This is a genomic window from Quadrisphaera sp. DSM 44207 (assembly GCF_900101335.1).
Classification (GTDB): domain Bacteria; phylum Actinomycetota; class Actinomycetes; order Actinomycetales; family Quadrisphaeraceae; genus DSM-44207.
Map to the genome: position 1 here is coordinate 698,703 of NZ_FNKA01000001.1, position 22,296 is coordinate 720,998.

The window sequence follows — 22,296 nt, forward strand, 5'->3', positions numbered from 1 at the left end:
CGAACGCGGCGGAAGTGCTGGCGAGGATGCTCTGTGATGGGTACAACACTGGGTGTGAGCAGCATGCCCGTCGCCTCGGGACCGTCGGCGCTCCCGGCCGCGGTCTCGGCGCCGCTGCCTCCGGAGGACCCGACCGCCGGCGGGACGCCGCCGCCGGTGCCCGCCCCGGCCCCCGCGCCGCCGCGCCTCCCGGCGCCCGCCCCGCGCGCGGCGCCCGCGATCTCGAGCCCGACGCCCGTGGTGACCTGGGCCCCGCGCCCCGCGCGCACGGCCGGACCCACGACGGGCCCGATGTCCGTGGCCGTGCCCGCCGCCGTCCCGGCCGGCCCCCCGGCCTCGCCCGCGGGCGCCGGCACCGGGGACGACCGGCTCGCCCTGCGCACCCGCTGCCGCCTGCGCGCGGAGCCCGCGTCCGTGCCGGAGGCGCGCCGCTTCGTCGGCGACGCCCTCATCAACGCCTCGGAGCGGGGCATCTCCAGCCTGGACGTCGCGCTGCTGCTCACCTCGGAGCTGACGAGCTTCGTCATCCGGCGCGGCGCCGCGGACAGCTTCTCCGTGGACGTCGCGGCGTCGGTGAACAAGTTCCTCGTCGTGGTCACGGAGCAGACCCCGCCGTGGATGCTGCCCGGGACGATGGAGGCCGAGGGGCGCCAGCTGAAGCTCGTGGCTGAGCTCGCGGAGTCCTGGGGCATCACGGCGTCCCCGGGCGCCGGCGAGTCCTGCTGGTTCCGCCTGGCCATCTGAGGCGCCGCGGCGGTGCGGCCGGGCACGGGGCTCAGCCGCCGACGACGGCGAGGACCTGCTCGATCGTGCGCCGCGCCGTCGCGACGAAGCCCGGGTTCGAGCGCGCGCAGTACAGCACGATCAGCACCGCCTGGTGCAGCAGGCCGGGCAGGTCCGGCATCTGCTGGGCCAGCAGCCGCTCCACCAGGGCGGCGTCGACGGGGATCTCGCCCTCGTGCAGCACCACGCCGGTGAGCGGTCGACCCGCCGCGGTCGTGCGCGGCGGCGTCCTCGCCGAGCCCCCGCGCTCTCGGCTGGCGGGGCTGCAACGGCGCCCGCGGCTACCCATGCAGAGCCGCGCTACCCATGCAGGGCCGCTGCGGAGGTGCCTGAGGACGCCGATCGGACGGCTTCTCGTGGATATCGCGGCTCTGCATGGGTACGGCCGCGGGTCCGCGGCGCCGCCGGCGCGGGATCGCCGCTGCCCGTCCCGGAGTAGCGTCCCCGTCGTGCCCGAGGCGGACGCGCGCCCCGCAGCCCCCGTGGACGGCGTCCTGGCGTGGCGCCCGCTGGCGGCGGAGGACCTGCCGCTGCTCGCGACCTGGCTGGCCGAGCCCGGCGTCGCCCGCTGGTGGCACCACGAGACGTCCCTCGCCGCCGTCGAGCGGGACTTCGGCCCGAGCGTGCGCGGGGAGGAGCCCGGCGAGGACCTCGTCGTCCTGCTCGACGGGGCGCCGGTGGGCCTGCTGCAGCGCTCGCGGATCCGCGACCACGCGGAGGACCTCGAGCAGTTCGCCGCGCTCGTGGACGTGCCCGAGCACGCGATGACCATCGACTACCTCATCGCCGACCCGGCGCTGCGCGGCCGCGGCCTGGGCACCCGCGTGGTCGCCGCGGCGGTGGCGCGCACCTGGGTCGAGCACCCGGACGCCGAGGCGGTGCTCGTCGCGGTGGTCGCCGCGAACACCGCGTCGTGGCGGGCGCTGGAGAAGGCGGGGTTCACCCGCGTCGCCGAGGGCGACCTGCCTCCGGACGACCCCGTCGACGACCCGCTGCACGTCGTCTACCGGATCGACCGCCCGACGTCGGACCGCCCGACGTCGGACCGGCCGCTGTCCGACCGGCCGCTGTCCGACCGGCCGGCCTGACGCGTCACCCCCCGGCGCGCTGCGCCACGACGAAGATCCGCCGCAACGGGAGCACCGCGGCCGCACGGCAGCGGCGGGTGCGCCTCGCGCAGCAGCGCGCCGTGCTCGGCGAGGAACTCCTCCTGCTCGCCCTCGTCGAGGGCAGCCAGCACCGGGCGCAGGGCCGTGCCCGGTCGTCCACCGCAGGACGGCGTCCTCGCCGGGCAGCACGTGCAGGTGCGTCGTCTCCCACGCGTCGACGCGCGCGCCCCGCAGGGCTCGAAGGGCCGGCCCCGCTCGTCGGCGAAGCGCTGGTACGCGCCCGGGTCCTCCACGGCGCTCAGGCCTCACCCGACGTCGTAGCCGACGACGACGGGGGCGTGGTCGCTGAAGCGCTCCGCGTAGGACGGCGCGCGGTCCACGCGCGCGTGCACCGCGCGGGCCGCGAGGTCGGGCGTGGCCAGGTGGTAGTCGATGCGCCAGCCGGTGTCGCGGTCGAACGCCTGCCCGCGCCAGGACCACCACGAGTACGGACCGTCGACGTCCGGGTGCAGGGCGCGGACGACGTCCACCCACCCCAGCTCGTCGAACCAGCGGTCCAGGTGCGCGCGCTCGCCGGGCAGGAAGCCGGCCCGCTTCAGGTTGCCCCGCCAGTTCCTGATGTCGACCTCGCGGTGGGCGACGTTGAGGTCCCCGCACACCAGCGCCGTGCGCCCTCGCGCGGACAGCTGGCCCATCCGCTCCCCCACCGCCTCGAGGAAGGCGGACTTCTCGTCCTGGCGGGGGGTGTCGGCCTCCCCGGTGTGCACGTAGGCGCTGACGACGGTGACGGGCCCGCCGGGGGCCTCGACGTCCAGCTCCACCCACCGGCCGGAGCCGTCGAAGCGCGGGTGCAGCGCCGCGCGCTGCTCGCCCACCGGCAGCCTCGTCGCCACCGCGACGCCCGCGCGGCCCTTGGTGCCGGCGTCGGTGGGCTCGCTGTGGGCGGTGCGCCAGCCCTCCCCCAGGGCGTCGTCGAGCAGGCCCAGCAGGACCTCGTCGGAGGCCCGCACCTCCTGCAGGCACAGCACGTCGGGGGCGGCCTCGCGCAGCCAGGGCACCATGCCGCGGCGCACGGCGGCGCGGATCCCGTTGACGTTGACGGTGGCGACGGTCAGCACCCGCGACATCCTGCCCGCCGCCGCCGACGGCGCCCGGGCGCGGCGCCGCCGTCCTACCCTGGCGAGGGTGCGCCTGCGCCTCCGCTCCGCCCCGCCGTCCACCTGGTCCCGCGCCGCCGCGCTGCTCGGGCGCGCGGGGCGCTCCCGCGTCGTGCGCGCGGCGCTCGTCGTCGGCGTCGCGCTCGCGGCGGCCGGCTCGGCGATGGCGGCGCTGGGCGCCACGGAGCGCTCGGTGGGCCCGGTGCAGGTGCGCCTGAGCGTCGTCCCGGACCTGCACGGCGGCACGCGCGTCGACGTCCCGCCGCTGGGCCAGCTGGCCATGGCCACCCACGCCGGGCCGCTGCAGCTGCGCGCGCGCGTCGAGGGCATCGAGCTGGACGCCGCGACGCAGCTGGTCTCCGGCGGCACGACGCGCGCGGCCCTCGTCGAGCGGGTCACCGGCGACGTGCGCGCCGGCCTGCGCGACCTCGCGCTGCGCTCGGGCGCCGCCGCCCTGCTCGGCGCCGGGGCGGCGTGCGCCGTGGTCTTCCGCCGCCGCGCCGCGGTCGTCACGGGCGTCGGCGCGGCGGCGGCGGTGCTGGCGGCGTCCGGTGGGATCGCGGCGGCCACGCTGCGCACGGCGGCGCTGACGGAGCCGACGTTCACGGGGCTGCTCGGCCAGGCGCCGGCGCTCATCGGCGGCGTGCGCGAGATCGGCACGCGCTTCGACCAGTACAGCCAGCAGGTGACGAAGCTCGCGACGAACGTGACGTCCCTGTACGGGGCGCTGTCGACGCTGCCCACCGACGTCGGCGGCGAGGGCGACGTGCGGGTGCTGTGGGTCTCCGACGTCCACGACAACCCCGAGACCTTCGCCGTGCTGCCGGAGCTGGTGCGCCAGTTCGACGTGGCCGCCGTCGTCGACACCGGCGACGTCTCCGACCACGGCACCGCCGCGGAGAACCGGCTGTACGACCCGATCGCCGACCTGCCGGTGCCGTACGTGTACGTGCGCGGCAACCACGACAGCCGCCTCACCCAGGAGCACCTGGCGGCGATGCCGAACGTCGTGGTGCTCGACGAGGGCGCGGTCGCGGACGTCGCCGGGCTGCGCTGGGCGGGCACGGGCGACCCGCAGTTCACCCCCGACAAGCGGGTGCGGCTCGACGAGGACGCCGTGCAGGAGCTGATGACCCGCGCCGGGCAGCAGGTCGCCGCCGGGGCGGCAGCAGCGCGGGCGCAGGGGCGGCCCGTGGACGTCGCGCTCGTGCACCGGCGCACCATGGCCGGCCCGCTGTACGGGCGGGTGCCGCTGGTGCTCGACGGGCACACGCACCGGCGCAGCTCGCACGTGCAGGACGGCACGCTGAAGCTCACGCAGGGCTCCTCGGGCGGTGCGGGGCTGCGCACGCTCGAGGGCGGGCGGCCGCACCCGCTGCAGATGTCGGTGCTGCACTTCGACGGGCAGGAGCGCAGGCTCCTCGCGGTCGACGACATCACCATCGGCGGCCTGGGCGAGCGCTCGGTGACGGTGGAGCGCCACGCCGCGGACTCCTACCTCGCCGGGGAGGTCCCCGAGGCCGAGGCGCCCGCCGAGGAGGCGCCGGCCGAGGAGGCGCCGGCCGAGGAGGTGCCGGCCGAGGAGGCGACCGCGTCGCCGGCTGCCTCCCCCGCGCCGTCCACCGCCCCCTCCCCCGCCCCGTGATCACGGGCGAGGTGCAGGTGCGCGCGCCGATCGGCTGCACCTCGGCCATGATCACGCGCACGTCGGCCATGATCACCGCGACTGCGGGCGATCCCGCCGGACGGCGCGGCGGCGCGACCTAGTCTCGGGGCATGCGAAGGGGACGGGGTCGCACCCTGCTCGTGGTCCTGGCGTCGGTCCTCGTGCTCGCCCTGGTCGCCGCCGCGGTGGTCCTCCAGCGGGTGCGCGCGGCCGACGCGGCCCGCGACGAGGCCGCCCGCGCCGCCGCCGAGGCGCTGGCGAGCGCGTGGGAGGCGGACGACCTCACCGGTGCGCGCTTCGCCGCGGCCGAGCCGGCCGCCGTCCAGGAGCAGTACGCCGCGATCACCGACGGGCTCGGCGAGGTCGCGCCGCAGGTCGACGTCACGGCGGTGGGTCGCACGGAGCTGACCGGCACGGCGCGGCTGAGCGTCACCTGGCCCGTCGGGCAGGGGTGGCGGTACGAGACGACGGCGGCGCTGGCGCCCGTGGGCGGGAGCGAGGACGCCGACGCCCCGTGGGGCGCGCGGTGGGAGCCGGCGCTCGTGCACCCCGACCTCGCCGAGGGCGACCGGCTGACCGCCGAGCGCACCGCGGCCCCGCGCGCGGAGGTCCTCGGCCGCGACGGCGCCGCGATCGTCACGGAGCAGCCGGTGGTCGAGGTCGGCGTGCAGCCGTCCCGCACCAGCGACCCGGCCGGGCTGGCGGCGCAGCTGGCCGACGTCCTCGACGTCGACGCCGAGGCCCTGACCGAGCGGATCACCAGCTCCTCCCCGGACGCGTTCGTGCCGGTGGTCACCCTGCGGCGCCCGGACTACGACGCCGTGCGCGAGCGGGTGCAGCCGCTGCCCGGCACGGTCTTCCGCGAGTCGACGCTGCCGCTGGCGCCCACCCGCGAGTTCGCCCGCGCCCTGCTCGGCACGGTGGGGACGGCGACCGAGGAGCTGGTCGAGCAGAGCGAGGGCCGCCTGCAGCCGGGCGACGCCACCGGCCTGTCGGGCCTGCAGCGCCGCTACGACGAGCGGCTGACCGGCACGCCCGGCGTCGTGGTGCGCCGGGTGCCCGCGCAGGGCGAGGCGGTGGAGCTGCACGCGCAGCAGCCCGTGGCCGGCGAGCCCGTGCAGCTGACCCTCGACGCCGCCGTGCAGCGGGCCGCCGACGCGGCGCTGGGCAGCGCGCCCGGCGGCAACGGCAACGCGGCCCTGGTGGCCATCGACGTCCCGAGCGGCGACGTCCTCGCCGTGGCGAACACCCCGGTCAGCGGCGCGGACCGCGCGCTGAGCGGCCAGTACCCGCCCGGCTCGACGTTCAAGACGGTGAGCACCCTGGCGCTGCTCGGCACCGGCCTGACCCCGGACGAGGTGGTCGACTGCCCGCCGACCACGACGGTGCAGGGCCGCTCCTTCCGCAACTTCGAGGGCGGGGCCTTCGGCGCGGTGCCCTTCCGCACGGACTTCGCGCAGTCGTGCAACACCGCGTTCGTGCAGCTGTCGTCGCGGCTCGGCGAGGGCGACCTGACGGACGCCGCGGCCTCCGTGGGCCTGGGCGGCGACTGGTCGGTCGGGGTCGACGCGTTCCCGGGTGACGTGCCGCCCGCCGAGGACGCCGTCGAGCGGGCCGCCGCCACCATCGGGCAGGGGCGGGTGCTGGCCAGCCCGCTGGCGATGGCGTCCTCGACCGCGACCATCGCGCGCGGCGGCTGGGTCGCGCCCCGCCTGGTGACGACGCCGGCGCCGCAGGCCCCGGCCGGCCCCGCGCCGTCCCCGGACCCGGCGCGCCTGGCCGTCGTGCGCGACCTCATGCGCGAGGTGGCGACGTCCGGGACGGCGAGTGCGCTGGCCGACGTCCCCGGCTCCCCGGTGCACGCCAAGACGGGCACGGCCGAGCACGGCACCGAGGTGCCGCCGCGCACGCACGCGTGGACGGTCGGGTTCCGCGGCGACGTCGCGTTCGCCGTCCTCGTCGAGGACGGCGCGAGCGGCGGCAGCACCGCGGTGCCGGTCGCGGAGGCCTTCCTCCGGGCCCTGCCCGCCTGACCCCCGCCCCCTCCCCGCTCCTTCCTCCCCCGCTCCCCCCTCCCCCGTCGTGATCATGCAGTTCCGGACCCTCGTGGTGGCGGGACGGCGCGAGCGCCGCGAGGCTGGGCGGATGAGGATCGCCGTCGCCGGGGCCCACGGCCAGATCGCCCGCCCGCTGATCCGCCTGCTCGCCGCCGAGGGCGACGAGGTCGTCGGGCTGGTGCGCGACGCCGACCACGTCGCCGACGTCGAGGCGGACGGCGCGAGCGCCGCCGTGGTGGACCTCGAGCACGCGGACGTCGAGGACGTCGCCGCGGCCCTGCAGGGCTGCGAGGCCGTCGTCTTCGCCGCCGGCGCCGGGACCGGCAGCGGCGCCGCCCGCAAGGAGACGATGGACCGCGGCGGCGCCGCGCTGCTGGCCGACGCCGCCGAGCGCGCCGGGGCGGACCGGTACCTGCTCGTCTCGGCGATGGGCGTGGAGTCGGTGCGCGACGGCGCGGTGCCGCAGGGCCTGCCCGAGCCGATGCTGCCCTACCTGCGCGCCAAGCTCGCCTCCGAGGACGACCTGCGCTCGCGCGACCTGGCGTGGACGGTGCTGCGCCCCGGCGCCCTCACCGACGAGCCCGGCTCCGGGCGGGTGCGGCTGGCGCCGAGCGCGGAGCCCGGCAGCGTCCCGCGGGCCGACGTCGCCGCCGTCCTCGCGGCGCTGCTGCGCTCCGGGCGCGCCGGCGGGCTGGTGCTCGAGCTGGTCGAGGGCGGGGACCCGGTGCCCGACGCCGTGGCCGCGGCCACGAGCGGCTGACCCCCGGCGCGAGCGGCCGACCCTGGCGCGAGCGGCTGGGCGCCGGGACGCCGGCGGCGTCAGGACGGCGCGAGCGAGCGCTCCGCCGCCTCCACCACGTTGGCGAGCAGCATCGCGCGCGTCATCGGCCCGATCCCGCCCGGCACCGGCGTGAACCAGCCGGCGACCTCGGCGACGGCGGGGTCGACGTCCCCGACCAGGCGGTCGCCGACCTCGGGGTCGTGCACGCGGTTGATGCCGACGTCGACGACGACCGCGCCCGGGCGCACCACGTCGGGCGTGATCATCCCGACGACGCCGGCCGCCGCGACGACGACGTCCGCGGCCCGCGTGTGGGCGGCGAGGTCGCGGGTGCCGGTGTGGCACGACGTCACGGTGGCGTCGATGCCGCGCCGGGTGAGCATCAGCCCGAGCGTGCGCCCGACGATGACGCTGCGGCCCACGACGCAGACCTCGGCGCCGGAGAGGTCGACGTCGTGGCGCAGCAGGATGTCGACCACGCCGCGCGGCGTGCACGGCAGCGGCGTCGTGATCGGCCCGGACACGCGCGCCACCAGCTCCCCGAGGTTCGCCGGGTGCAGGCCGTCGGCGTCCTTGAGCGGGTCGACGAGCCGCACCACCCGGTCGGCGTCGAGGCCGGCGGGCAGCGGCAGCTGCACGATGTAGCCGGTGCAGGCCGGGTCGGCGTTCAGGCCCCGCACGGCGTCCTCGACCTGCGCCTGGGAGGCGGTCGCCGGCAGGTCCACGCGCAGGGAGGCGATGCCGACCTCGGCGCAGTCGCGGTGCTTGCCGCGCACGTACGCCCGGCTGCCGGGGTCATCTCCCACGAGCACCGTGCCGAGCCCGGGGCGCACGCCGCGCTCGGCGAGGGCCTGCACGCGCTCGCGCAGCTCGGCCTTGATCGCCGTCGCGGTGGCCTTGCCGTCGAGCAGTCGGGCGGTCATGGTCGGGCAGGGTAGTGCCGCGCGCCGCCCGCCCTCCTTGACACCCTCCGCGCGGGTTCCCTACGTTCGCGGCGGGTCCAGGACCGCACACCGGGTGCCGCCCCGGGCGCCAGCAGGACGGCGCCCGGCGGCACCCGGCCCCGCCGCGCGACGACGCCGGCGGGCCGCCACGCACCCCTGGAGCCCGCATGTCCGCACACCCGATCCGAACTCCCCGCACGAGGCCCGCGAGGGCGCGGCGGCGGCGCCGGGCGCTCGCCGCCGCCCTCGGCGCCGGCCTGCTCACCTGCACCGCCGCGGCCCCGGCCGGCGCCGACGGCGACAGGGCCCGGGGCGGGGGCCACCCGCGCGGGGACTTCCGGGACCCCGCGGCCAGCACCACCGTCGAGCCCTTCGGCACCGCTCCCGACGGCACGCCCGTCGAGCGCTGGACCCTGGCCAACGGCGAGATGACGGTGCGCGTGCTGACCTACGGCGGCGTGATCCAGACGCTGGAGGTGCCCGACGCCGAGGGGGACGTCGAGAACGTCGTCCTCGGCTTCGACGACCTCGCCGGCTACGTCGGCGACGAGGACCCCTACTTCGGCTCCCTCATCGGCCGCTACGGCAACCGGATCGCCGGCGGCCGGTTCACCCTCGACGGCACCGAGCACCAGCTGCCCCTCAACGACGGCCCGAACACCCTGCACGGCGGGCCGGAGGGCTTCGACGACCGGGTGTGGGAGGCCACCGACGTCGGGGACGACGACGTGGCCGCCCTGCGGCTGGAGCTGGTCAGCCCGGACGGCGACCAGGGCTTCCCGGGCACCCTGACCACGACCGTCACGTACAGCCTGGACGAGGCCTCGCGCCTGAGCGTGCACTACGAGGCCACCACCGACGCGCCGACCGTGGTGAACCTGACCCAGCACACCTACTGGAACCTCGCGGGCGAGGGCTCCGGGGACGTGTACGACCACGAGCTGCAGATCGACGCCGACGGGTTCACCCCGGTCGACGAGACCCTCATCCCCACCGGGGAGGTCGCGCCGGTGGCGGGCACGCCGTTCGACTTCCGCGAGCCCACGGCCATCGGGGAGCGGATCCGCGAGGCCGACCAGCAGATCCTGTTCGGGCAGGGCTACGACCACAACTGGGTGCTCGACCGCGACGACGACGGTGCGCGAGAGGGCTCGGACAGCGAGGACGCCCTGGAGGAGGCGGCCGTGCTGCACGACCCGGACAGCGGGCGGACCCTGACCGTCTCCACCACCGAGCCGGGCCTGCAGTTCTACTCCGGCAACTTCCTCGACGGCACGCTCGTGGGCACCGGCGGCCGCACCTACCGCCAGGGCGACGGGCTGGCGCTGGAGACCCAGCACTTCCCCGACTCCCCGAACCAGCCGGAGTTCCCCTCCACCGAGCTGCGCCCGGGCCAGGTCTACGACAGCACCACGGTCTTCGAGCTCTCGCGCTGAGGACGGCGTCCTGAGCAGGACGCCGCGCAGGACGCCGCACCGGCCCCCGGCACCGTGCGCCGGGGGCCGGCGCGGCCCTCAGCCCAGGCCCGGGTAGAGCGGGAACGCCTCCGTCAGCTCCCGCACCCGCGCCCGCAGCGGCGCGAGGTCGCGGGAGGGGTCCAGCGCGCCGGCGACGACGTCGGCGACCTCGGCGAACTCGGCCTCCCCGAAGCCGCGGGTGGCCAGGGCGGGCGTGCCGATGCGCAACCCGGAGGTCACCATCGGCGGGCGCGGGTCGAACGGGACGGCGTTGCGGTTGACGGTGATGCCCGCCTCGTGGAGGCGGTCCTCGGCCTGCTTGCCGTCGAGGGCCGAGCGGCGCAGGTCCACGAGCACGAGGTGGACGTCGGTGCCGCCGGTGAGCACGCTGGCGCCGGCCGCCGCGACGTCCGGGGCCGAGAGGCGCTCGGCGAGCACCTGCGCGCCGGCGAGCGTGCGCGCCTGGCGCTCGCGGAACTCCTCGCTCGCCGCGATCCTGAAGGCGACGGCCTTGCCCGCGACGGCGTGCATGAGCGGCCCGCCCTGCTGGCCCGGGAAGACCGCGGAGTCGATCTTCTTCGCGTGCTCCGCGCGGGAGAGGACGATGCCGCTGCGCGGGCCGGCGAGGGTCTTGTGCACGGTGGTGGTCACGACGTCCGCGTGCGGCACCGGGGAGGGGTGCAGCCCCGCCGCGACCAGGCCCGCGAAGTGGGCCATGTCGACGAGCAGCAGGGCGCCGACCTCGTCGGCGATCGCGCGGAACGCGGCGAAGTCCAGGTGGCGCGGGTAGGCGGACCAGCCGGCGATGATCAGCTTCGGGCGGCGCTCGAGCGCGACGCGCCGCACGGCGTCCAGGTCGACGAGGAAGGTGTCCTCGCGCACCCCGTACGTGGCGACGTCGTAGAGGCGGCCGCTGAAGTTCGCCTTCATGCCGTGCGTGAGGTGCCCGCCGTGCGCCAGCTCCAGGCCGAGGATGGTGTCGCCGGGGCGGATCAGCGCGTGCATGACCGCGGCGTTCGCGGAGGCGCCCGAGTGGGGCTGGACGTTGGCGTGGTCGGCGCCGAAGAGCTCCTTCGCGCGGCTGCGCGCCAGCTCCTCGGCGACGTCGACCTGCTCACAGCCGCCGTAGTAGCGGCGGCCCGGGTAGCCCTCGGCGTACTTGTTCGTCAGCACCGAGCCCTGCGCCTCGAGCACGGCGCGGGGGGCGAAGTTCTCGCTGGCGATCATCTCCAGCGTCCCGCGCTGGCGGGCCAGCTCGCCGTCCAGGACGGCGGCGATCTCGGGGTCGACCTCGGCGAGCGGCAGGTCGGTCACGGACGTGCCCGCGGCGGGGCGGGTCGGGGTCTGCGTCACGGGAGGCTCCTCGGGCGTGGTGGTGCGCTGACGGCGGCGACGCTGGGCCCAGGCGGACGACCCGCGGTCGGTGCTCGTGCGCCGCTCCCCGGTGGTTGCCCACCTCACGCCAGTCGCGACGCGGGACAGCCTAGTGCAGGCCGGGGCCGGCCTGGGTCAGCCAGCCGTGCGGGGCGGCCAGCTCGTCGGCGCCCCGCGGCCCCCACGTGCCGGGGGCGTACGGCTGCACGGGCGGGCGGTGCGCCAGGAGCGGGTCGACGACGCGCCAGGCCTCCCGCAGCCCGGCGGCGCTGGTGAACAGGGCCCGGTTCCCCCGCAGGACGTCGAGCAGCAGCGCCGCGTACGCCGGGAACGGCTCGGCCTCGGGCAGCTCGGCGAGGTCCAGGCGCAGCGTCCCCTGCACCAGCTCCCCCTCGAACCCGGGCCGGGCGGCGGTCAGGCGCACCTCCACGCCGCCGCTGCCCTTGAGGTCGACCGTGAGCACCTCGGGGACGTCGCGCCCCTGCGCCGCCCCGGGGATGTGCGTGTCCGGCTCGCGCAGCACGAGGTGGACCTGCTGCGCGGAGCCGGCGAGGCGCTTGCCGGTGCGCATCAGGAAGGGCACGTCGCGCCAGCGGTCGGTGTCGACGAGCATGCGGGCGGCGACGAAGGTGTCGGTCGTGGAGCCGTCGGCGACCTCCGGCAGGTCGAGGTACCCCTGCGCCTGCCCCAGGACGACGTCGTCCGGGTCGATCGGGCGGAAGGCGGCGATCACCGCCTCGCGGGCGGTCTGCAGGTCCTCCGGCGCGGGCCCGGCCGGCGGCTCCAGCGCCACCTCGGCGGCCACCTGCACCAGGTGGGTGACGAGCATGTCCAGGACGGCGCCGGTCTCGTCGTAGAACTCGGCCCGGTCGGCGACGTCGAGGGTCTCCGGGACGTCGATCTGCACGGCCGCCACGTGCTCGCGGCTCCAGACCTGCTCCAGCACCCGGTTCGCGAAGCGCAGGACGTGCAGCTGCTGGGTGGCCTCCTTGCCGAGGAAGTGGTCGATGCGGAAGACCTGCTCCTCCTCCAGCACCGAGCGCACGAGGGCGTCGAGCTCCTCGAAGTCGCCGGCCGAGCGCCCGTAGGGCTTCTCGTAGACCACGCGGGCGCCGTCGGTGAGCCCGTGGGCCGCGAGCGCCCTCGTGTAGGGCGCGAACGTCGACGGCGGCAGCGCGAGGTAGTGCACGAGCTGGACGTCGTCGCCCAGCTCCCCGCGCACGCGGCCGAGGACGTCGAGGAGCTGGCCCGGGTCGTCCTCGGCGAAGCCGCCGCCGGCGTAGTGCAGGTGCGGCGCCATCGCGCCGGCGGCCTCGTCGTCGTCGACGGCCTCGCGCAGCTCGGCGCGGAAGTCGTCGTCGGAGCGCTGCGAGCGGCCGCTGCCGACGAGCGCCCACCGGCGCGGCAGGCGCCCGGCGCGGTGCAGCGCCGCGAAGGAGGGCAGCACGAGGCGGCGCGCCAGGTCGCCGGTCGCGCCGTAGAGGACGAAGACGACGGGCCGGTCGGAGGGCTGCTCCCCGGGCTGGCTCATGGCCCGACCGTAGGGACTCCTCGCTACTCTCGCCGCTCGTGAGCGCGCCGGCCTACGTCCTGAGCCTGACCTGTCCCGACGGGCCCGGCATCGTCCACGCCGTCACGGGGGTGCTGGCCGACCTCGGCGGCAACATCAGCGACAGCCAGCAGTTCGGCGACCCCGACACCGGGCGCTTCTCCATGCGCGTGCAGGTGCACTTCCCGCAGGCGGCCGGCGTCGACGCCGCGGCGCTGCGGGAGGCGTTCGCCCCCGTCGCGGCGAGCTTCGCGATGGACTGGCAGGTCGACGTCCTCGGACGCCGCCTGCGCACCCTGGTGATGGTCAGCCGCGCCGGGCACTGCCTCAACGACCTGCTGTTCCGCCAGCGCTCGGGGCTGCTGCCGATCGAGGTCCCGGCCATCGTCGGCAACCACGCGGACCTGGCGCCGCTGGCGGACTTCTACGGCGCGCCCTTCCACCACGTGCCGGTCGCCCCGGACACCCGCGAGGCCGCCGACGACCGCCTGCTGGGCCTGGTCGCCGACCTCGACGTCGAGCTGGTGGTGCTGGCCCGGTACATGCAGATCCTGTCCCCGCGCCTGTGCGAGGCCCTGGCGGGGCGGGCCATCAACATCCACCACTCGTTCCTGCCGAGCTTCAAGGGCGCGCGCCCCTACGCGCAGGCGCACGAGCGCGGCGTGAAGATCATCGGCGCGACGGCGCACTACGTCACCGCCGACCTGGACGAGGGGCCGATCATCGAGCAGGACGTCCAGCGCGTCACCCACGCGATGGACGTCGCCCAGCTGCAGGCGATCGGCCAGGACGTCGAGGCGCAGGTGCTGGCCCGCGCGGTGCGCTGGCACGCCGAGCACCGAGTGCTGCTCGACGGCCACCGCACCGTCGTCTTCGCCTGACCCGCGCCGTGATCGTGCGCGTCCGGCCGGCCGGACGCGCACGATCACGGCGGAGGCGTCAGGCGAGCGTCTTCGCGAGGTTCTCGTCGAGGGCGGCGAGGAAGTCCTCGGTGGTCGCCCAGCCCTGGTCGGGGCCGACGAGCAGCGCGAGGTCCTTCGTCATCGTGCCGGACTCCACGGTCTCCACGCAGACGCGCTCCAGGGCCTCGGCGAAGCCGGTGACCTCCGGGGTGCCGTCGAGCGCGCCGCGGTGCTTCAGCCCGCCGGTCCACGCGAAGATCGACGCGATCGGGTTCGTCGAGGTCGGCTTCCCCTGCTGGTGCTGGCGGTAGTGCCGGGTCACCGTGCCGTGCGCCGCCTCCGCCTCCACGGTCCGCCCGTCGGGCGTGGTGAGCACCGAGGTCATCAGGCCCAGGGAGCCGAAGCCCTGCGCGACGGTGTCGGACTGCACGTCGCCGTCGTAGTTCTTGCAGGCCCACACGTACCCGCCCTCCCACTTCAGGGAGGCGGCGACCATGTCGTCGATGAGCCGGTGCTCGTAGGTGATGCCGGCGGCGTCGAAGTCGGCCTTGAATTCGGTCTCGAACACCTCGGCGAAGACGTCCTTGAACCGCCCGTCGTAGGCCTTCAAGATCGTGTTCTTCGTCGACAGGTACACCGGGTACCTGCGGGCCAGGCCGTAGTTCAGCGACGCGCGCGCGAAGTCGCGGATCGAGCTGTCGAGGTTGTACATCGACAGGCTCACGCCCGGGCCGGGGGCCTTGAACACCTCGTGCTCGATCGGCTGGGAGCCGTCGTCCGGGGTGAAGGTCACGGTGAGGGTGCCGGGGCCGGGGAAGGTGAAGTCGGTGGCCCGGTACTGGTCGCCGAAGGCGTGGCGGCCCACGATGATCGGCTTGGTCCAGCCCGGTACCAGCCGCGGGATGTTGCTGATGATGATCGGCTCGCGGAAGATCACGCCGCCGAGGATGTTGCGGATCGTCCCGTTCGGGGAGCGCCACATCCGCTTCAGCCCGAACTCCTGCACGCGCGCCTCGTCGGGGGTGATGGTGGCGCACTTGACGCCGACGCCGTGGCGCTTGATGGCGTTGGCCGCGTCGATCGTGACCTGGTCGTCCGTGGCGTCGCGGTGCTCGATGCCGAGGTCGTAGTACTCGAGGTCGACGTCGAGGTAGGGGTGGATCAGGCGGTCCTTGATGAACTGCCAGATGATGCGGGTCATCTCGTCGCCGTCGAGCTCGACGACCGTGCCCTCGACCTTGATCTTGGCCACTGCGCTCCCCTTGGTGCGACACCGCTGTCCGTCGCGACGCAACGTATCGGACGCCCGCACCGGCGCAGGACCGGACTCGGGACGGAGTCGGACCGGAGTGGGACCGGCGTCGGGTGGCGCTCCGGCACGACCTCGCGGAAGGGTGGTGCAGGTGATCGCGCCACGGGACGTCGTCGCCGCCATCGCACGCCGCGCCAGCACCGCAGGCCGCCCCGCTCCGGGAGGCCCCGCGGAGGCGGCGGAGCCGCCGCCGGAGGAGCCAGAGGAGCTGGAGCAGCCCGCAGCGCTGGCTGCCGCCGATCCCGCCGACGGCTCTGGTGGCGTGGAGCAGCCCGCGCCCCCTACGTTGATCGGACGACACCGGGCGGACGGGTCCGACGGCCTGGATGAGGCCATGACCCGCCCGCATGAACAGCACGTGACGTCTCGGAACAGAGCGTACACCAAGGAGGGTCCTGTGGGCGACCAGCAGGACGGCACGGCAGGAGCGGCCGTCGCGCGCGTGCATCCGCTCCGGCCCATGACCAAGCGCAGCCTGATCACGATCTCGCACGCCATCGAGCAGGCGGCCATCACCTCGCAGGCCACCCGCGACGAACCCGTGGTCCTCATCGCGATGTTCCAGCGCCCGCTGTACTTCGACCGCGAGCGCGCGTCCTACCGGCAGCTGAGCAGGGCGACCACCCTGACCGTCGTCGGCGTGGTCGACCCGGAGCCGGACGTGCCTCCGGGCGTGGAGGGCATCGCCGTCGACCCGGACGAGCCGCTGGCGGCCGAGTGGTCGGTGGTCATGCTGACCCCCCGCGCCGGCGCGGCGCTCGTCGCGGTCGACCAGGAGCGCATCGTGCCGGGCGAGACCAGCGTGGAGACGGGCCGGGTGTTCCAGGGGTGGTACAGCTTCCACCGCCGTGACGCCGAGACGGAGGTGGACCGCCTGCGCCAGGTCTTCGGCGACCGGCTCAGCCACCGGGCCCTGACGATCATCGACGACGTCCTCGACGAGGCCGACAACCGGCGCAGCAGCTCCGCCGAGGACCGCACGGCCGCCGCGGTGCAGCTGTTCGTGAGCGCCCTGGAGAAGTCCGAGCGGCGCGTGCGCGAGCTGCGGGCCCTGACGGAGCCCGGTGGGCCCTCCTCGCAGCGCGACCCCCTGACCGGCCTGCCGAACCGCGCCTTCCTGCGCTCCTGGATCGGCTCGGGGGCGCACACCGCCAGCGGCACGCTGCCGGTGGCCCTGGTGCTGCTCGACGTCAACCGGCTGCGCGACGTCAACGAGTGGTTCGGCCGCAACGTCGGTGACGACGTCCTCCGGGGCGTCGCGGAGGTCCTCTCGCTGCCGCTGCGAGAGACCGACCACGCCGTGCGGCTGGACGACGACGAGTTCCTCGTGATCCTGCCGGGGCTGTCGCTGGACCAGGCCACGCGGATGGCCTACCGGCTGTGCGCCGACATCGCCACGATGCGACGGCCCAGCCTCGACCCGCGCTCGGGGGTCACGGCCTTCGCCGCGGTCATGACGACCCGCGAGCGCCCGCTGCCCGTCGAGGAGCTGCACCAGGCGCTGCGGCGCGGGAAGGACGAGGGTCTCTCGGTCAGCATCGTCCCCTCCCCCGGCGAGGGCTCCAGCACCTCCCGCGCCCTCGTGCCGGAGGCAGCGGCCGGGGACGGCGCCCCGCAGGGCGCCACGGGCCAGGACGGCGCTCGGCGGGACGGCGCTCACCAGGACGGCGCGGCCCTGGCCACCTCGGTGCCGGCCACCTCGGTGCCGGCCACCTCGGTCCCGGCCACCTGGAGCCCGGTCGTCTCGGGCGCGACGCCCGGGGCCCTGACGTCGGAGGCCCTGACGTCGGAGGCCCCGCCGCCCGAGGTCCTGACGCCCCAGGCCCCGTCGCCCGAGGCCCTGACGTCGGAGGTCCCGGTCGCCGCCGTCGCGGCGTCCGAGGTCCCCATCTCCGTCTCCGCCGTCCCGCTGGGCGCGGATCCGGGCTCTCTCGGTCCGGGCGGGCGCGTCCTGGGCCCGCCGACGGTGGTGCGGCCGCCGCAGCCCTGACGGTCCGCGCCGGGGGCCCCGGCGCGGCGTCCGACCGCCGCGGGCCTCCCGAGCGCCGTCCTGGGACGATCGCCGGGTGTTCCACGTCGTCCTGCTCCACCCGGAGATCCCCCCGGACACCGGCAACGCCATCCGGATGGTCGCCTGCACCGGCGCCTCGCTGCACCTGGTCGAGCCGCTCGGCTTCGTGCTGGACGACGCCCGCCTGCGCCGCGCCGGCCTGGACTACCACGACCTCGCCCGGGTGCACGTGCACGCGGACCTGCCGGCGCTGTGGGAGGCGCTGGCCGGCGACGGGCCCCTGCCGCGCGTCTACGCGTTCTCGACGGCGGCGACGACGCGCTACACCGACGTCGCCTACGCGCCCGGCGACGCGCTGCTGTTCGGCCGGGAGTCCACCGGCCTGCCCGAGGAGGTCCAGCGCGCGCCGCAGGTGACCGAGCGGCTGCGGATCCCGATGGTGCCCGGGCGCCGCTCGCTGAACCTGTCGAACTCGGCCGCGATCGCCGTCCACGAGGCGTGGCGCCAGCACGGCTTCGCCGGCGGGGCGTGAGCGGCGCACGATCCCGGGGTTCGCGCGCCGGCGGTGCACCGGCCTCCACGGCGGCGGCCCTCAGCCGAGCAGCAGCGCGATCACGACGAGCACGGGCACCGCCAGCACGGTCGTCACCAGCACGGCGTCGCGCGCCAGCTGCACGGCGCGGTCGTAGCGCACGGCGTAGACGAAGACGTTCTGCGCGGTCGGCAGCGCCGCGACGACGACGGCGCCCTCCAGCGCCGGCCCGCGCAGCCCCAGCGCGCTCGCGACCAGGTAGGCGACCACCGGCTGCACGACCAGCTTCAGCCCCGCCACCAGCCACACGTCCGCGCTGGCCAGGCGCGGACGGGCGCCGCCGTGCAGGGACAGCCCGAACGCGAGCAGGGCGCACGGCACGGCGGTGCCGGCGAGCAGCCCGAGGGGGTCCGCGACCACCGCGGGCAGCGCGGCGCCGGAGACGGCGAGCGCGATCCCGGCGGCCGAGCCGAGCACGAGCGGGTTGCGCAGCGGCTGCACCAGGTGCGCCAGGCGCGGGCGGCGGGAGCCGGACCCCACGGCGTCCAGGACGGCGATCCCCGCCGGTGCCAGCACGGCGAGCTGGAACAGCAGCGCCGGCGCCACGACCGAGGGGTCGCCGAGGACGTACAGGGCCACCGGGAGGCCGATGTTGGCGGCGTTGACGTAGCTGGCGGCGAGCGAGCCGAGGACGACGTGCTCGGCGGAGCGCCGCCAGCCCAGCCGCGCGACGAGCGCGAAGGCGGCGGCGCTGGTGAGGGCGGCGGCCGCGGTGACGAGCAGGGGCGCCGCCAGCACGGCACCCGCGTCCGCGGTCGAGAGCGTGCGCACGAGCAGCGCCGGGGTGCCGACGTAGAAGACCAGCCGGGCGAGCACGACCTGCCCGTGCGGGCCGAGCACCCCGGTGCGCCCCAGCAGCCAGCCGACGGCGACGACGGCGATGACGACGGCGAAGCCGGTCAGGACGCCGCTCACCGCGCGCTCACGCCGTCCTCACCGCGCGCCCACGACGGCGAGGGTGCCAGCGCGCGGCGGCGGGGCGCCTCCTGGACTCCCCGGGAGGCGCCCCGCCGCCGCACGTCGGGCGGCCTCAGGAGGCGCCCAGCGCCACCTCCGCGGCGGCCGCGTCCGTGATCTTCGACGGGCGCTGGCCGTCGAGGGCGCTCGGGGCGTTCGCGAAGGCCCCGTGGTAGCGGCGGGCGGGGTGGGTGTCCTCGGCGAAGACCTGCCCCGGGCCGTAGAGGTTCTCGCGCAGGGTGCGCCCCTCGTACTCGGTGCGGGCGCGGCCGCGGCGCTGCAGCTCGGGGACGACGAGCTCGACCAGGTCGACGAACGTGCCGGGGGTGATGGCGTAGGCGAAGTTGAAGCCGTCGATGCCGCCCTCGTCCACCCACCGCTCCAGCTCGTCGGCGACGGTCCGCGGAGAGCCGACGATGACCGGGCCCATGCCGCCGACGCTGCGCTGCTCGATGATGTCGCGCGGCGTCCAGCGGCGCTCCGGGTCGATGTTGGCCAGCGAGGCCAGCACCGAGCGCAGGCTGTCGTTCTCGACCTCGACGAGCGGGGTGTCGGGGTCGTACTGGGAGAAGTCGATGCCGGTCCAGCCGCCGTACAGGGCCATCATCCCCTCCGCCGAGGCGTAGGAGAGGTACTCGGCGTGCTTGGCGCGCGCCGCCTCGTCGGTCTCGGCGGTGATGACGGTGACGAGGGCGAAGATCTTCACCGAGTCGCGGGAGCGGCCGCCCGCCTCGGCGCGGTCGCGCACGTCGTCGCTCGTGGCGCGCGCCTGCGCGATGGTGGCCGGGCTGATGAAGACGCCCTCGCCGTGCTTGGCCGCGAACGCCCGCCCCCGCGGCGACGCCCCGGCCTGGAAGATCACCGGGGTGCGCTGCGGGCTCGGCTCGGTCAGGTGGATGCCGGGGACGGAGTAGTGCTCCCCGCGGTGGCCGATCGGGTGCACCTTGGCGGGGTCGGTGTAGACGCCGCGCTCCTTGTCGCGCAGGACGGCGCCGTCCTCCCACGAGCCTTCCCACAGCTTGTAGGTGACGTCGAGGAACTCGTCCGCGATGTCGTAGCGCGCGTCGTGGCTGATCTGCTGGGTGTAGCCGAGGTTGACCGCGGCGCTGTTGAGGTAGCTCGTGACCACGTTCCAGGCCACCCGGCCCTTGGTCAGGTGGTCGAGGGTGGAGAACTTGCGGGCCAGCGCGTACGGCTGCTCGTAGGTCAGGGCGCTGGTGACCCCGAAGCCGAGGTGCTCGGTGACCACGGCCATGGCCGGCACCTGGAAGAACGGGTCGTTGACGGGCACCTGCGCGGCGTCCACCAGGGACGGCGCGACGCTGTCGCGGTAGACGTCGTAGACGCCGACCACGTCGGCGATGAAGAGGGAGTCGAAGCGGCCGCGCTCGAGCAGGCGCGCCAGGTCGGTCCAGTACTCCAGGTCGTTGTAGCGCCACGCCTGGCTGTCGGGGTGGCGCCAGGTGCCCGCCGACTGGTGGGTGATGCAGGTCATGTCGAAGGCGTTCAGGATGATGCGCTGACCCACGGGGGTCCTCCGGTCGAGTTCGGGCAGGCCGTGAGAACGGCGCGCTGGAGGGCGTGCTGGGCGGTGCTGAGGGCGGTGCGTTCCTCATCGGTCCTGGCGGGAGCACCGGCCCGCGCGCGAGGCGCGGAAGCGGTTGCTGCGGCGTCGACGAACCAGGTCTCTCGGCCGCTCTGGATGGGCAGGCACAGCAAACCCGTCGCGGACGACGGGCGTCAAGCGCAGCCGGCGTCGCTGCTCGCCCCGCCGCCCCTGGCGGCGTCCACCAGCGCTCGCGCCTCGGGGCTGCGAGCGCACGCGGCCAGCTGCTCCAGCCGCTCCTCGGGGACCTCGCGCACCGCGCGGACGGCGTCCCACAGCTGGGTCGCCGTCTGCGCGAGGACGGTCCGGCCGGTGGCGCCCCCGACCGACCAGGCCGCCCCGGTGCTGGTCACGCGCGCCGGGTGCCCGGTCTCGCGCAGGAAGGCGTCGAGCACCCGGGCCGCCTGCCACCGGGCGCGGGCGCTGGACAGCTGCGGGGACCAGGCGTCGCGCGCGACGGCGCGCCCGCACGCCCCGCACACCTCAGCGCTCCCCCGTCCTGGCGGTCACGGCATCACGTCCCCGGAGTTCGGCCCGAGGGTCTGCCCGACGTACAGGTCGCCGCCCGGGGAGCTGGCCAGGAGCACGGCGGTGGGCGCGACCTCCTCCGGGCGGCCGAAGCGGCCCAGCGGCAGCTCGGCGCGCTTGGCCCGCTTCCAGTCCTCGGAGATGCCCGCGACCAGCGGGGTCTCCACCGGCCCCGGGGCGATGGCGTTGACGAGGACGCCGGAGCGCGCGACCTCCAGCGCGAGCGCCTTCGTGAGCCCGAGGACGCCGGCCTTGGCGGCGCTGTAGTGGGTCAGGGACTCCCCGCCCTTGATCGCCAGCTGGGAGGCGATGTTGATGACGCGGCCGTCGCCGCGCGCGACCATGCCCGGCACCACGTGCCGGCACAGCAGGAAGACCCCGGTCAGGTCGACGTCGATGGTCTGCTGCCACTGCGCCAGCGACATCTCCACCAGCGGCGCCTGGGTCAGCAGGCCCGCGGCGTTGACGAGGACGTCGGTGCGCCCCAGCTGCTCCTCGGCGGCGGCGACCGCGGCGCGCACGGCCTCCTCGTCCGAGACGTCGGCGGCCACCGACCCCGACGCCCCGAGGTCCGACGCCGCGGCCCGCGCGGCGTCGGGGTCCCGGTCGAGCACCACGACCCGGGCCCCGGCGGCGGTGAAGGCCGCGGCGATGGCGCGGCCGATGCCGCTGGCGCCGCCGGTGACCAGGGCGGTCCGTCCGTCCAGCACCCCGCTCACGCGCGCATCCTCACGGTGAGGCCGCCGTCGACCACGACCGCCTGCCCGGTGACGTAGCCCGCCTGCGGGGAGGCGAGGAAGCGGATGACGTCCGCGACCTCCTCCGGGCGCCCGACGCGCCCCCACGGGATGTCCTCCCCGGCGCGGCGCAGCCCCTCCGGCCCGAGCGAGGTGACCGGGTCGAGCGACTGCGGGGTCTCGATCAGGCCCGGGACGACGGCGTTGACCCGGATCCCGCGCGGGGCCAGCTCGACCGCCAGGCTGCGGCACAGCCCCAGCACCCCGGCCTTGGCCGCGGCGTAGTGGGCGTGGTCCTCCCAGCCGTAGACGCCCCCGGCGATGGAGGAGACGGCGACCATGGCGCCGCCGCCGTGCATGTGCGCCGCGCACGAGCGGAACGTGCGCAGCACACCGGTCAGGTCGACCGAGAGCACGTCGTCCCACGCGGCGTCGGTCATCTCGGCCAGCGGGGCCCGGCGCAGCACACCGGCGTTGGCGACCGCGACGTCGAGGCGACCGAACTCCTCCACCGCCCGGGCGGCGAGGGCGTCCACCTGCTTGCCGACCCGGACGTCGACCTCGACCACGACGCCCCTCCCGCCCGCCGCCCGCACCCGGCGCAGCGTCTCGTGCGGGTCGTGGGGGTCGCCGGGGAAGGTCCCGATCACCGCGGCACCGCCCTCGCGGCCGTACCCGACCGCGAGGGCGCGGCCGATGCCGCTGGCCGCCCCGGTGATCACGGCGACGGGGGCGGCGCCCTGCGCTCCTGCGTCCTGGCTCACGGGGACCTCC

The 22,296-nt window shown here is 76.1% G+C and carries 21 protein-coding genes and 1 riboswitch; of the genes, 10 read left to right on the forward strand and 11 right to left on the reverse strand.

Going from position 1 to position 22,296, the window contains the following annotated elements; all coding sequences use genetic code 11:
- The first annotated feature begins 54 nt into the window (after positions 1-54).
- Positions 55-744, forward strand: a complete 690-nt coding sequence (locus BLS82_RS03225) for a hypothetical protein (RefSeq protein ID WP_092861491.1) — start codon at positions 55-57, stop codon at positions 742-744.
- Positions 745-775: 31 nt separating this feature from the next.
- Here the strand turns inward: BLS82_RS03225 and BLS82_RS03230 are convergent, their stop codons facing one another.
- On the reverse strand, positions 776-970 hold the full coding sequence (locus BLS82_RS03230) for a hypothetical protein (RefSeq protein ID WP_092861493.1): 195 nt from the start codon (positions 968-970) through the stop codon (positions 776-778).
- Positions 971-1,232: 262 nt separating this feature from the next.
- Here BLS82_RS03230 and BLS82_RS03235 point away from each other — a divergent pair, with 262 nt between their 5' ends.
- A complete protein-coding gene (locus BLS82_RS03235; RefSeq protein WP_218123488.1) occupies positions 1,233-1,871 on the forward strand; it encodes a GNAT family N-acetyltransferase in 639 nt (212 codons plus the stop codon).
- Positions 1,872-2,197: 326 nt separating this feature from the next.
- Here the strand turns inward: BLS82_RS03235 and BLS82_RS03240 are convergent, their stop codons facing one another.
- Positions 2,198-3,019, reverse strand: a complete 822-nt coding sequence (locus BLS82_RS03240; RefSeq protein WP_092861497.1) for an exodeoxyribonuclease III — start codon at positions 3,017-3,019, stop codon at positions 2,198-2,200.
- A 58-nt stretch (positions 3,020-3,077) separates the two neighbouring features.
- On the opposite strand from BLS82_RS03240, the gene BLS82_RS03245 reads away from it, so the two are divergent.
- The 4 genes from BLS82_RS03245 (at position 3,078) to BLS82_RS03255 (ending at position 7,532) form a co-directional block, all read left to right on the forward strand.
- On the forward strand, positions 3,078-4,694 hold the full coding sequence (locus BLS82_RS03245; protein ID WP_176818900.1) for a metallophosphoesterase family protein: 1,617 nt from the start codon (positions 3,078-3,080) through the stop codon (positions 4,692-4,694).
- A complete protein-coding gene (locus BLS82_RS16260) occupies positions 4,691-4,816 on the forward strand; it encodes a hypothetical protein (RefSeq protein ID WP_255378073.1) in 126 nt (41 codons plus the stop codon). The genes BLS82_RS03245 and BLS82_RS16260 overlap by 4 nt, the downstream gene beginning before the upstream one ends.
- Positions 4,817-4,825: 9 nt before the next feature.
- On the forward strand, positions 4,826-6,748 hold the full coding sequence (locus BLS82_RS03250) for a penicillin-binding transpeptidase domain-containing protein (RefSeq protein ID WP_092861501.1): 1,923 nt from the start codon (positions 4,826-4,828) through the stop codon (positions 6,746-6,748).
- Positions 6,749-6,860: 112 nt separating this feature from the next.
- Entirely contained in the window at positions 6,861-7,532 is a 672-nt protein-coding gene (locus BLS82_RS03255) for an NAD(P)-binding oxidoreductase (RefSeq protein WP_092861503.1), read from the forward strand.
- A gap of 59 nt (positions 7,533-7,591) precedes the next feature.
- Here BLS82_RS03255 and BLS82_RS03260 read toward each other — a convergent pair whose 3' ends face one another.
- The gene (locus BLS82_RS03260) at positions 7,592-8,476 is read right to left on the reverse strand and encodes a bifunctional methylenetetrahydrofolate dehydrogenase/methenyltetrahydrofolate cyclohydrolase (RefSeq protein WP_092861505.1); all 885 of its coding nucleotides are present in this window, start codon (positions 8,474-8,476) and stop codon (positions 7,592-7,594) included.
- Between the two features lie 188 nt (positions 8,477-8,664).
- Between BLS82_RS03260 and BLS82_RS03265 the strand changes: the two genes are divergently transcribed.
- A complete protein-coding gene (locus BLS82_RS03265; RefSeq protein WP_092861507.1) occupies positions 8,665-9,933 on the forward strand; it encodes an aldose epimerase family protein in 1,269 nt (422 codons plus the stop codon).
- Between the two features lie 78 nt (positions 9,934-10,011).
- On the opposite strand, the gene glyA is transcribed toward BLS82_RS03265, so the two are convergent.
- A complete protein-coding gene (gene glyA / locus BLS82_RS03270; RefSeq protein ID WP_092861509.1) occupies positions 10,012-11,307 on the reverse strand; it encodes a serine hydroxymethyltransferase in 1,296 nt (431 codons plus the stop codon).
- A 39-nt stretch (positions 11,308-11,346) separates the two neighbouring features.
- Positions 11,347-11,434: riboswitch (ZMP/ZTP riboswitch) on the reverse strand.
- A 3-nt stretch (positions 11,435-11,437) separates the two neighbouring features.
- Positions 11,438-12,859, reverse strand: a complete 1,422-nt coding sequence (locus BLS82_RS03275; protein WP_092861511.1) for a glucose-6-phosphate dehydrogenase — start codon at positions 12,857-12,859, stop codon at positions 11,438-11,440.
- A 38-nt stretch (positions 12,860-12,897) separates the two neighbouring features.
- On the opposite strand from BLS82_RS03275, the gene purU reads away from it, so the two are divergent.
- A complete protein-coding gene (gene purU / locus BLS82_RS03280; protein ID WP_092861513.1) occupies positions 12,898-13,758 on the forward strand; it encodes a formyltetrahydrofolate deformylase in 861 nt (286 codons plus the stop codon).
- Between the two features lie 58 nt (positions 13,759-13,816).
- On the opposite strand, the gene BLS82_RS03285 is transcribed toward purU, so the two are convergent.
- Entirely contained in the window at positions 13,817-15,031 is a 1,215-nt protein-coding gene (locus tag BLS82_RS03285; RefSeq protein ID WP_092861515.1) for an NADP-dependent isocitrate dehydrogenase, read from the reverse strand.
- A gap of 520 nt (positions 15,032-15,551) precedes the next feature.
- Between BLS82_RS03285 and BLS82_RS15195 the strand changes: the two genes are divergently transcribed.
- Positions 15,552-17,081, forward strand: a complete 1,530-nt coding sequence (locus BLS82_RS15195; RefSeq protein WP_176818901.1) for a sensor domain-containing diguanylate cyclase — start codon at positions 15,552-15,554, stop codon at positions 17,079-17,081.
- Between the two features lie 76 nt (positions 17,082-17,157).
- On the forward strand, positions 17,158-17,634 hold the full coding sequence (locus tag BLS82_RS03305) for a tRNA (cytidine(34)-2'-O)-methyltransferase (protein WP_092861521.1): 477 nt from the start codon (positions 17,158-17,160) through the stop codon (positions 17,632-17,634).
- A gap of 60 nt (positions 17,635-17,694) precedes the next feature.
- On the opposite strand, the gene BLS82_RS03310 is transcribed toward BLS82_RS03305, so the two are convergent.
- The 5 genes from BLS82_RS03310 to BLS82_RS03330 all read right to left on the reverse strand — a co-directional run bounded on the left by BLS82_RS03310 (position 17,695) and on the right by BLS82_RS03330 (position 22,286).
- Positions 17,695-18,609: an AEC family transporter gene (locus tag BLS82_RS03310; RefSeq protein WP_092861523.1), complete on the reverse strand. Its 915-nt coding sequence runs from the start codon at positions 18,607-18,609 to the stop codon at positions 17,695-17,697.
- Positions 18,610-18,724: 115 nt separating this feature from the next.
- Positions 18,725-20,179 carry an LLM class flavin-dependent oxidoreductase gene (locus BLS82_RS03315; RefSeq protein ID WP_092861525.1) on the reverse strand — a complete coding sequence of 485 codons (1,455 nt, stop codon included), beginning with the start codon at positions 20,177-20,179 and terminating at the stop codon, positions 18,725-18,727.
- A gap of 212 nt (positions 20,180-20,391) precedes the next feature.
- Positions 20,392-20,739, reverse strand: a complete 348-nt coding sequence (locus tag BLS82_RS03320; RefSeq protein WP_092861527.1) for a hypothetical protein — start codon at positions 20,737-20,739, stop codon at positions 20,392-20,394.
- Between the two features lie 24 nt (positions 20,740-20,763).
- Positions 20,764-21,504, reverse strand: coding sequence for an SDR family NAD(P)-dependent oxidoreductase (locus tag BLS82_RS03325; RefSeq protein WP_092861529.1), 741 nt, complete (start codon positions 21,502-21,504; stop codon positions 20,764-20,766).
- The gene (locus BLS82_RS03330) at positions 21,501-22,286 is read right to left on the reverse strand and encodes an SDR family NAD(P)-dependent oxidoreductase (RefSeq protein ID WP_092861531.1); all 786 of its coding nucleotides are present in this window, start codon (positions 22,284-22,286) and stop codon (positions 21,501-21,503) included. Before BLS82_RS03330 ends, BLS82_RS03325 begins: the two co-directional genes overlap by 4 nt.
- Between the last annotated feature and the right edge of the window lie 10 nt (positions 22,287-22,296).

Coding starts and splice junctions, on each gene's coding strand:
- BLS82_RS03255 (WP_092861503.1), top strand. CDS start 6,861: ATGAGGATCGCCGTCGCCGGGGCCCACGGCCAGATCGCCCGCCCGCTG.
- BLS82_RS03275 (WP_092861511.1), bottom strand. CDS start 12,859: ATGAGCCAGCCCGGGGAGCAGCCCTCCGACCGGCCCGTCGTCTTCGTC.
- BLS82_RS15195 (WP_176818901.1), top strand. CDS start 15,552: ATGACCAAGCGCAGCCTGATCACGATCTCGCACGCCATCGAGCAGGCG.
- BLS82_RS03240 (WP_092861497.1), bottom strand. CDS start 3,019: ATGTCGCGGGTGCTGACCGTCGCCACCGTCAACGTCAACGGGATCCGC.
- BLS82_RS03260 (WP_092861505.1), bottom strand. CDS start 8,476: ATGACCGCCCGACTGCTCGACGGCAAGGCCACCGCGACGGCGATCAAG.
- BLS82_RS03250 (WP_092861501.1), top strand. CDS start 4,826: ATGCGAAGGGGACGGGGTCGCACCCTGCTCGTGGTCCTGGCGTCGGTC.
- BLS82_RS03265 (WP_092861507.1), top strand. CDS start 8,665: ATGTCCGCACACCCGATCCGAACTCCCCGCACGAGGCCCGCGAGGGCG.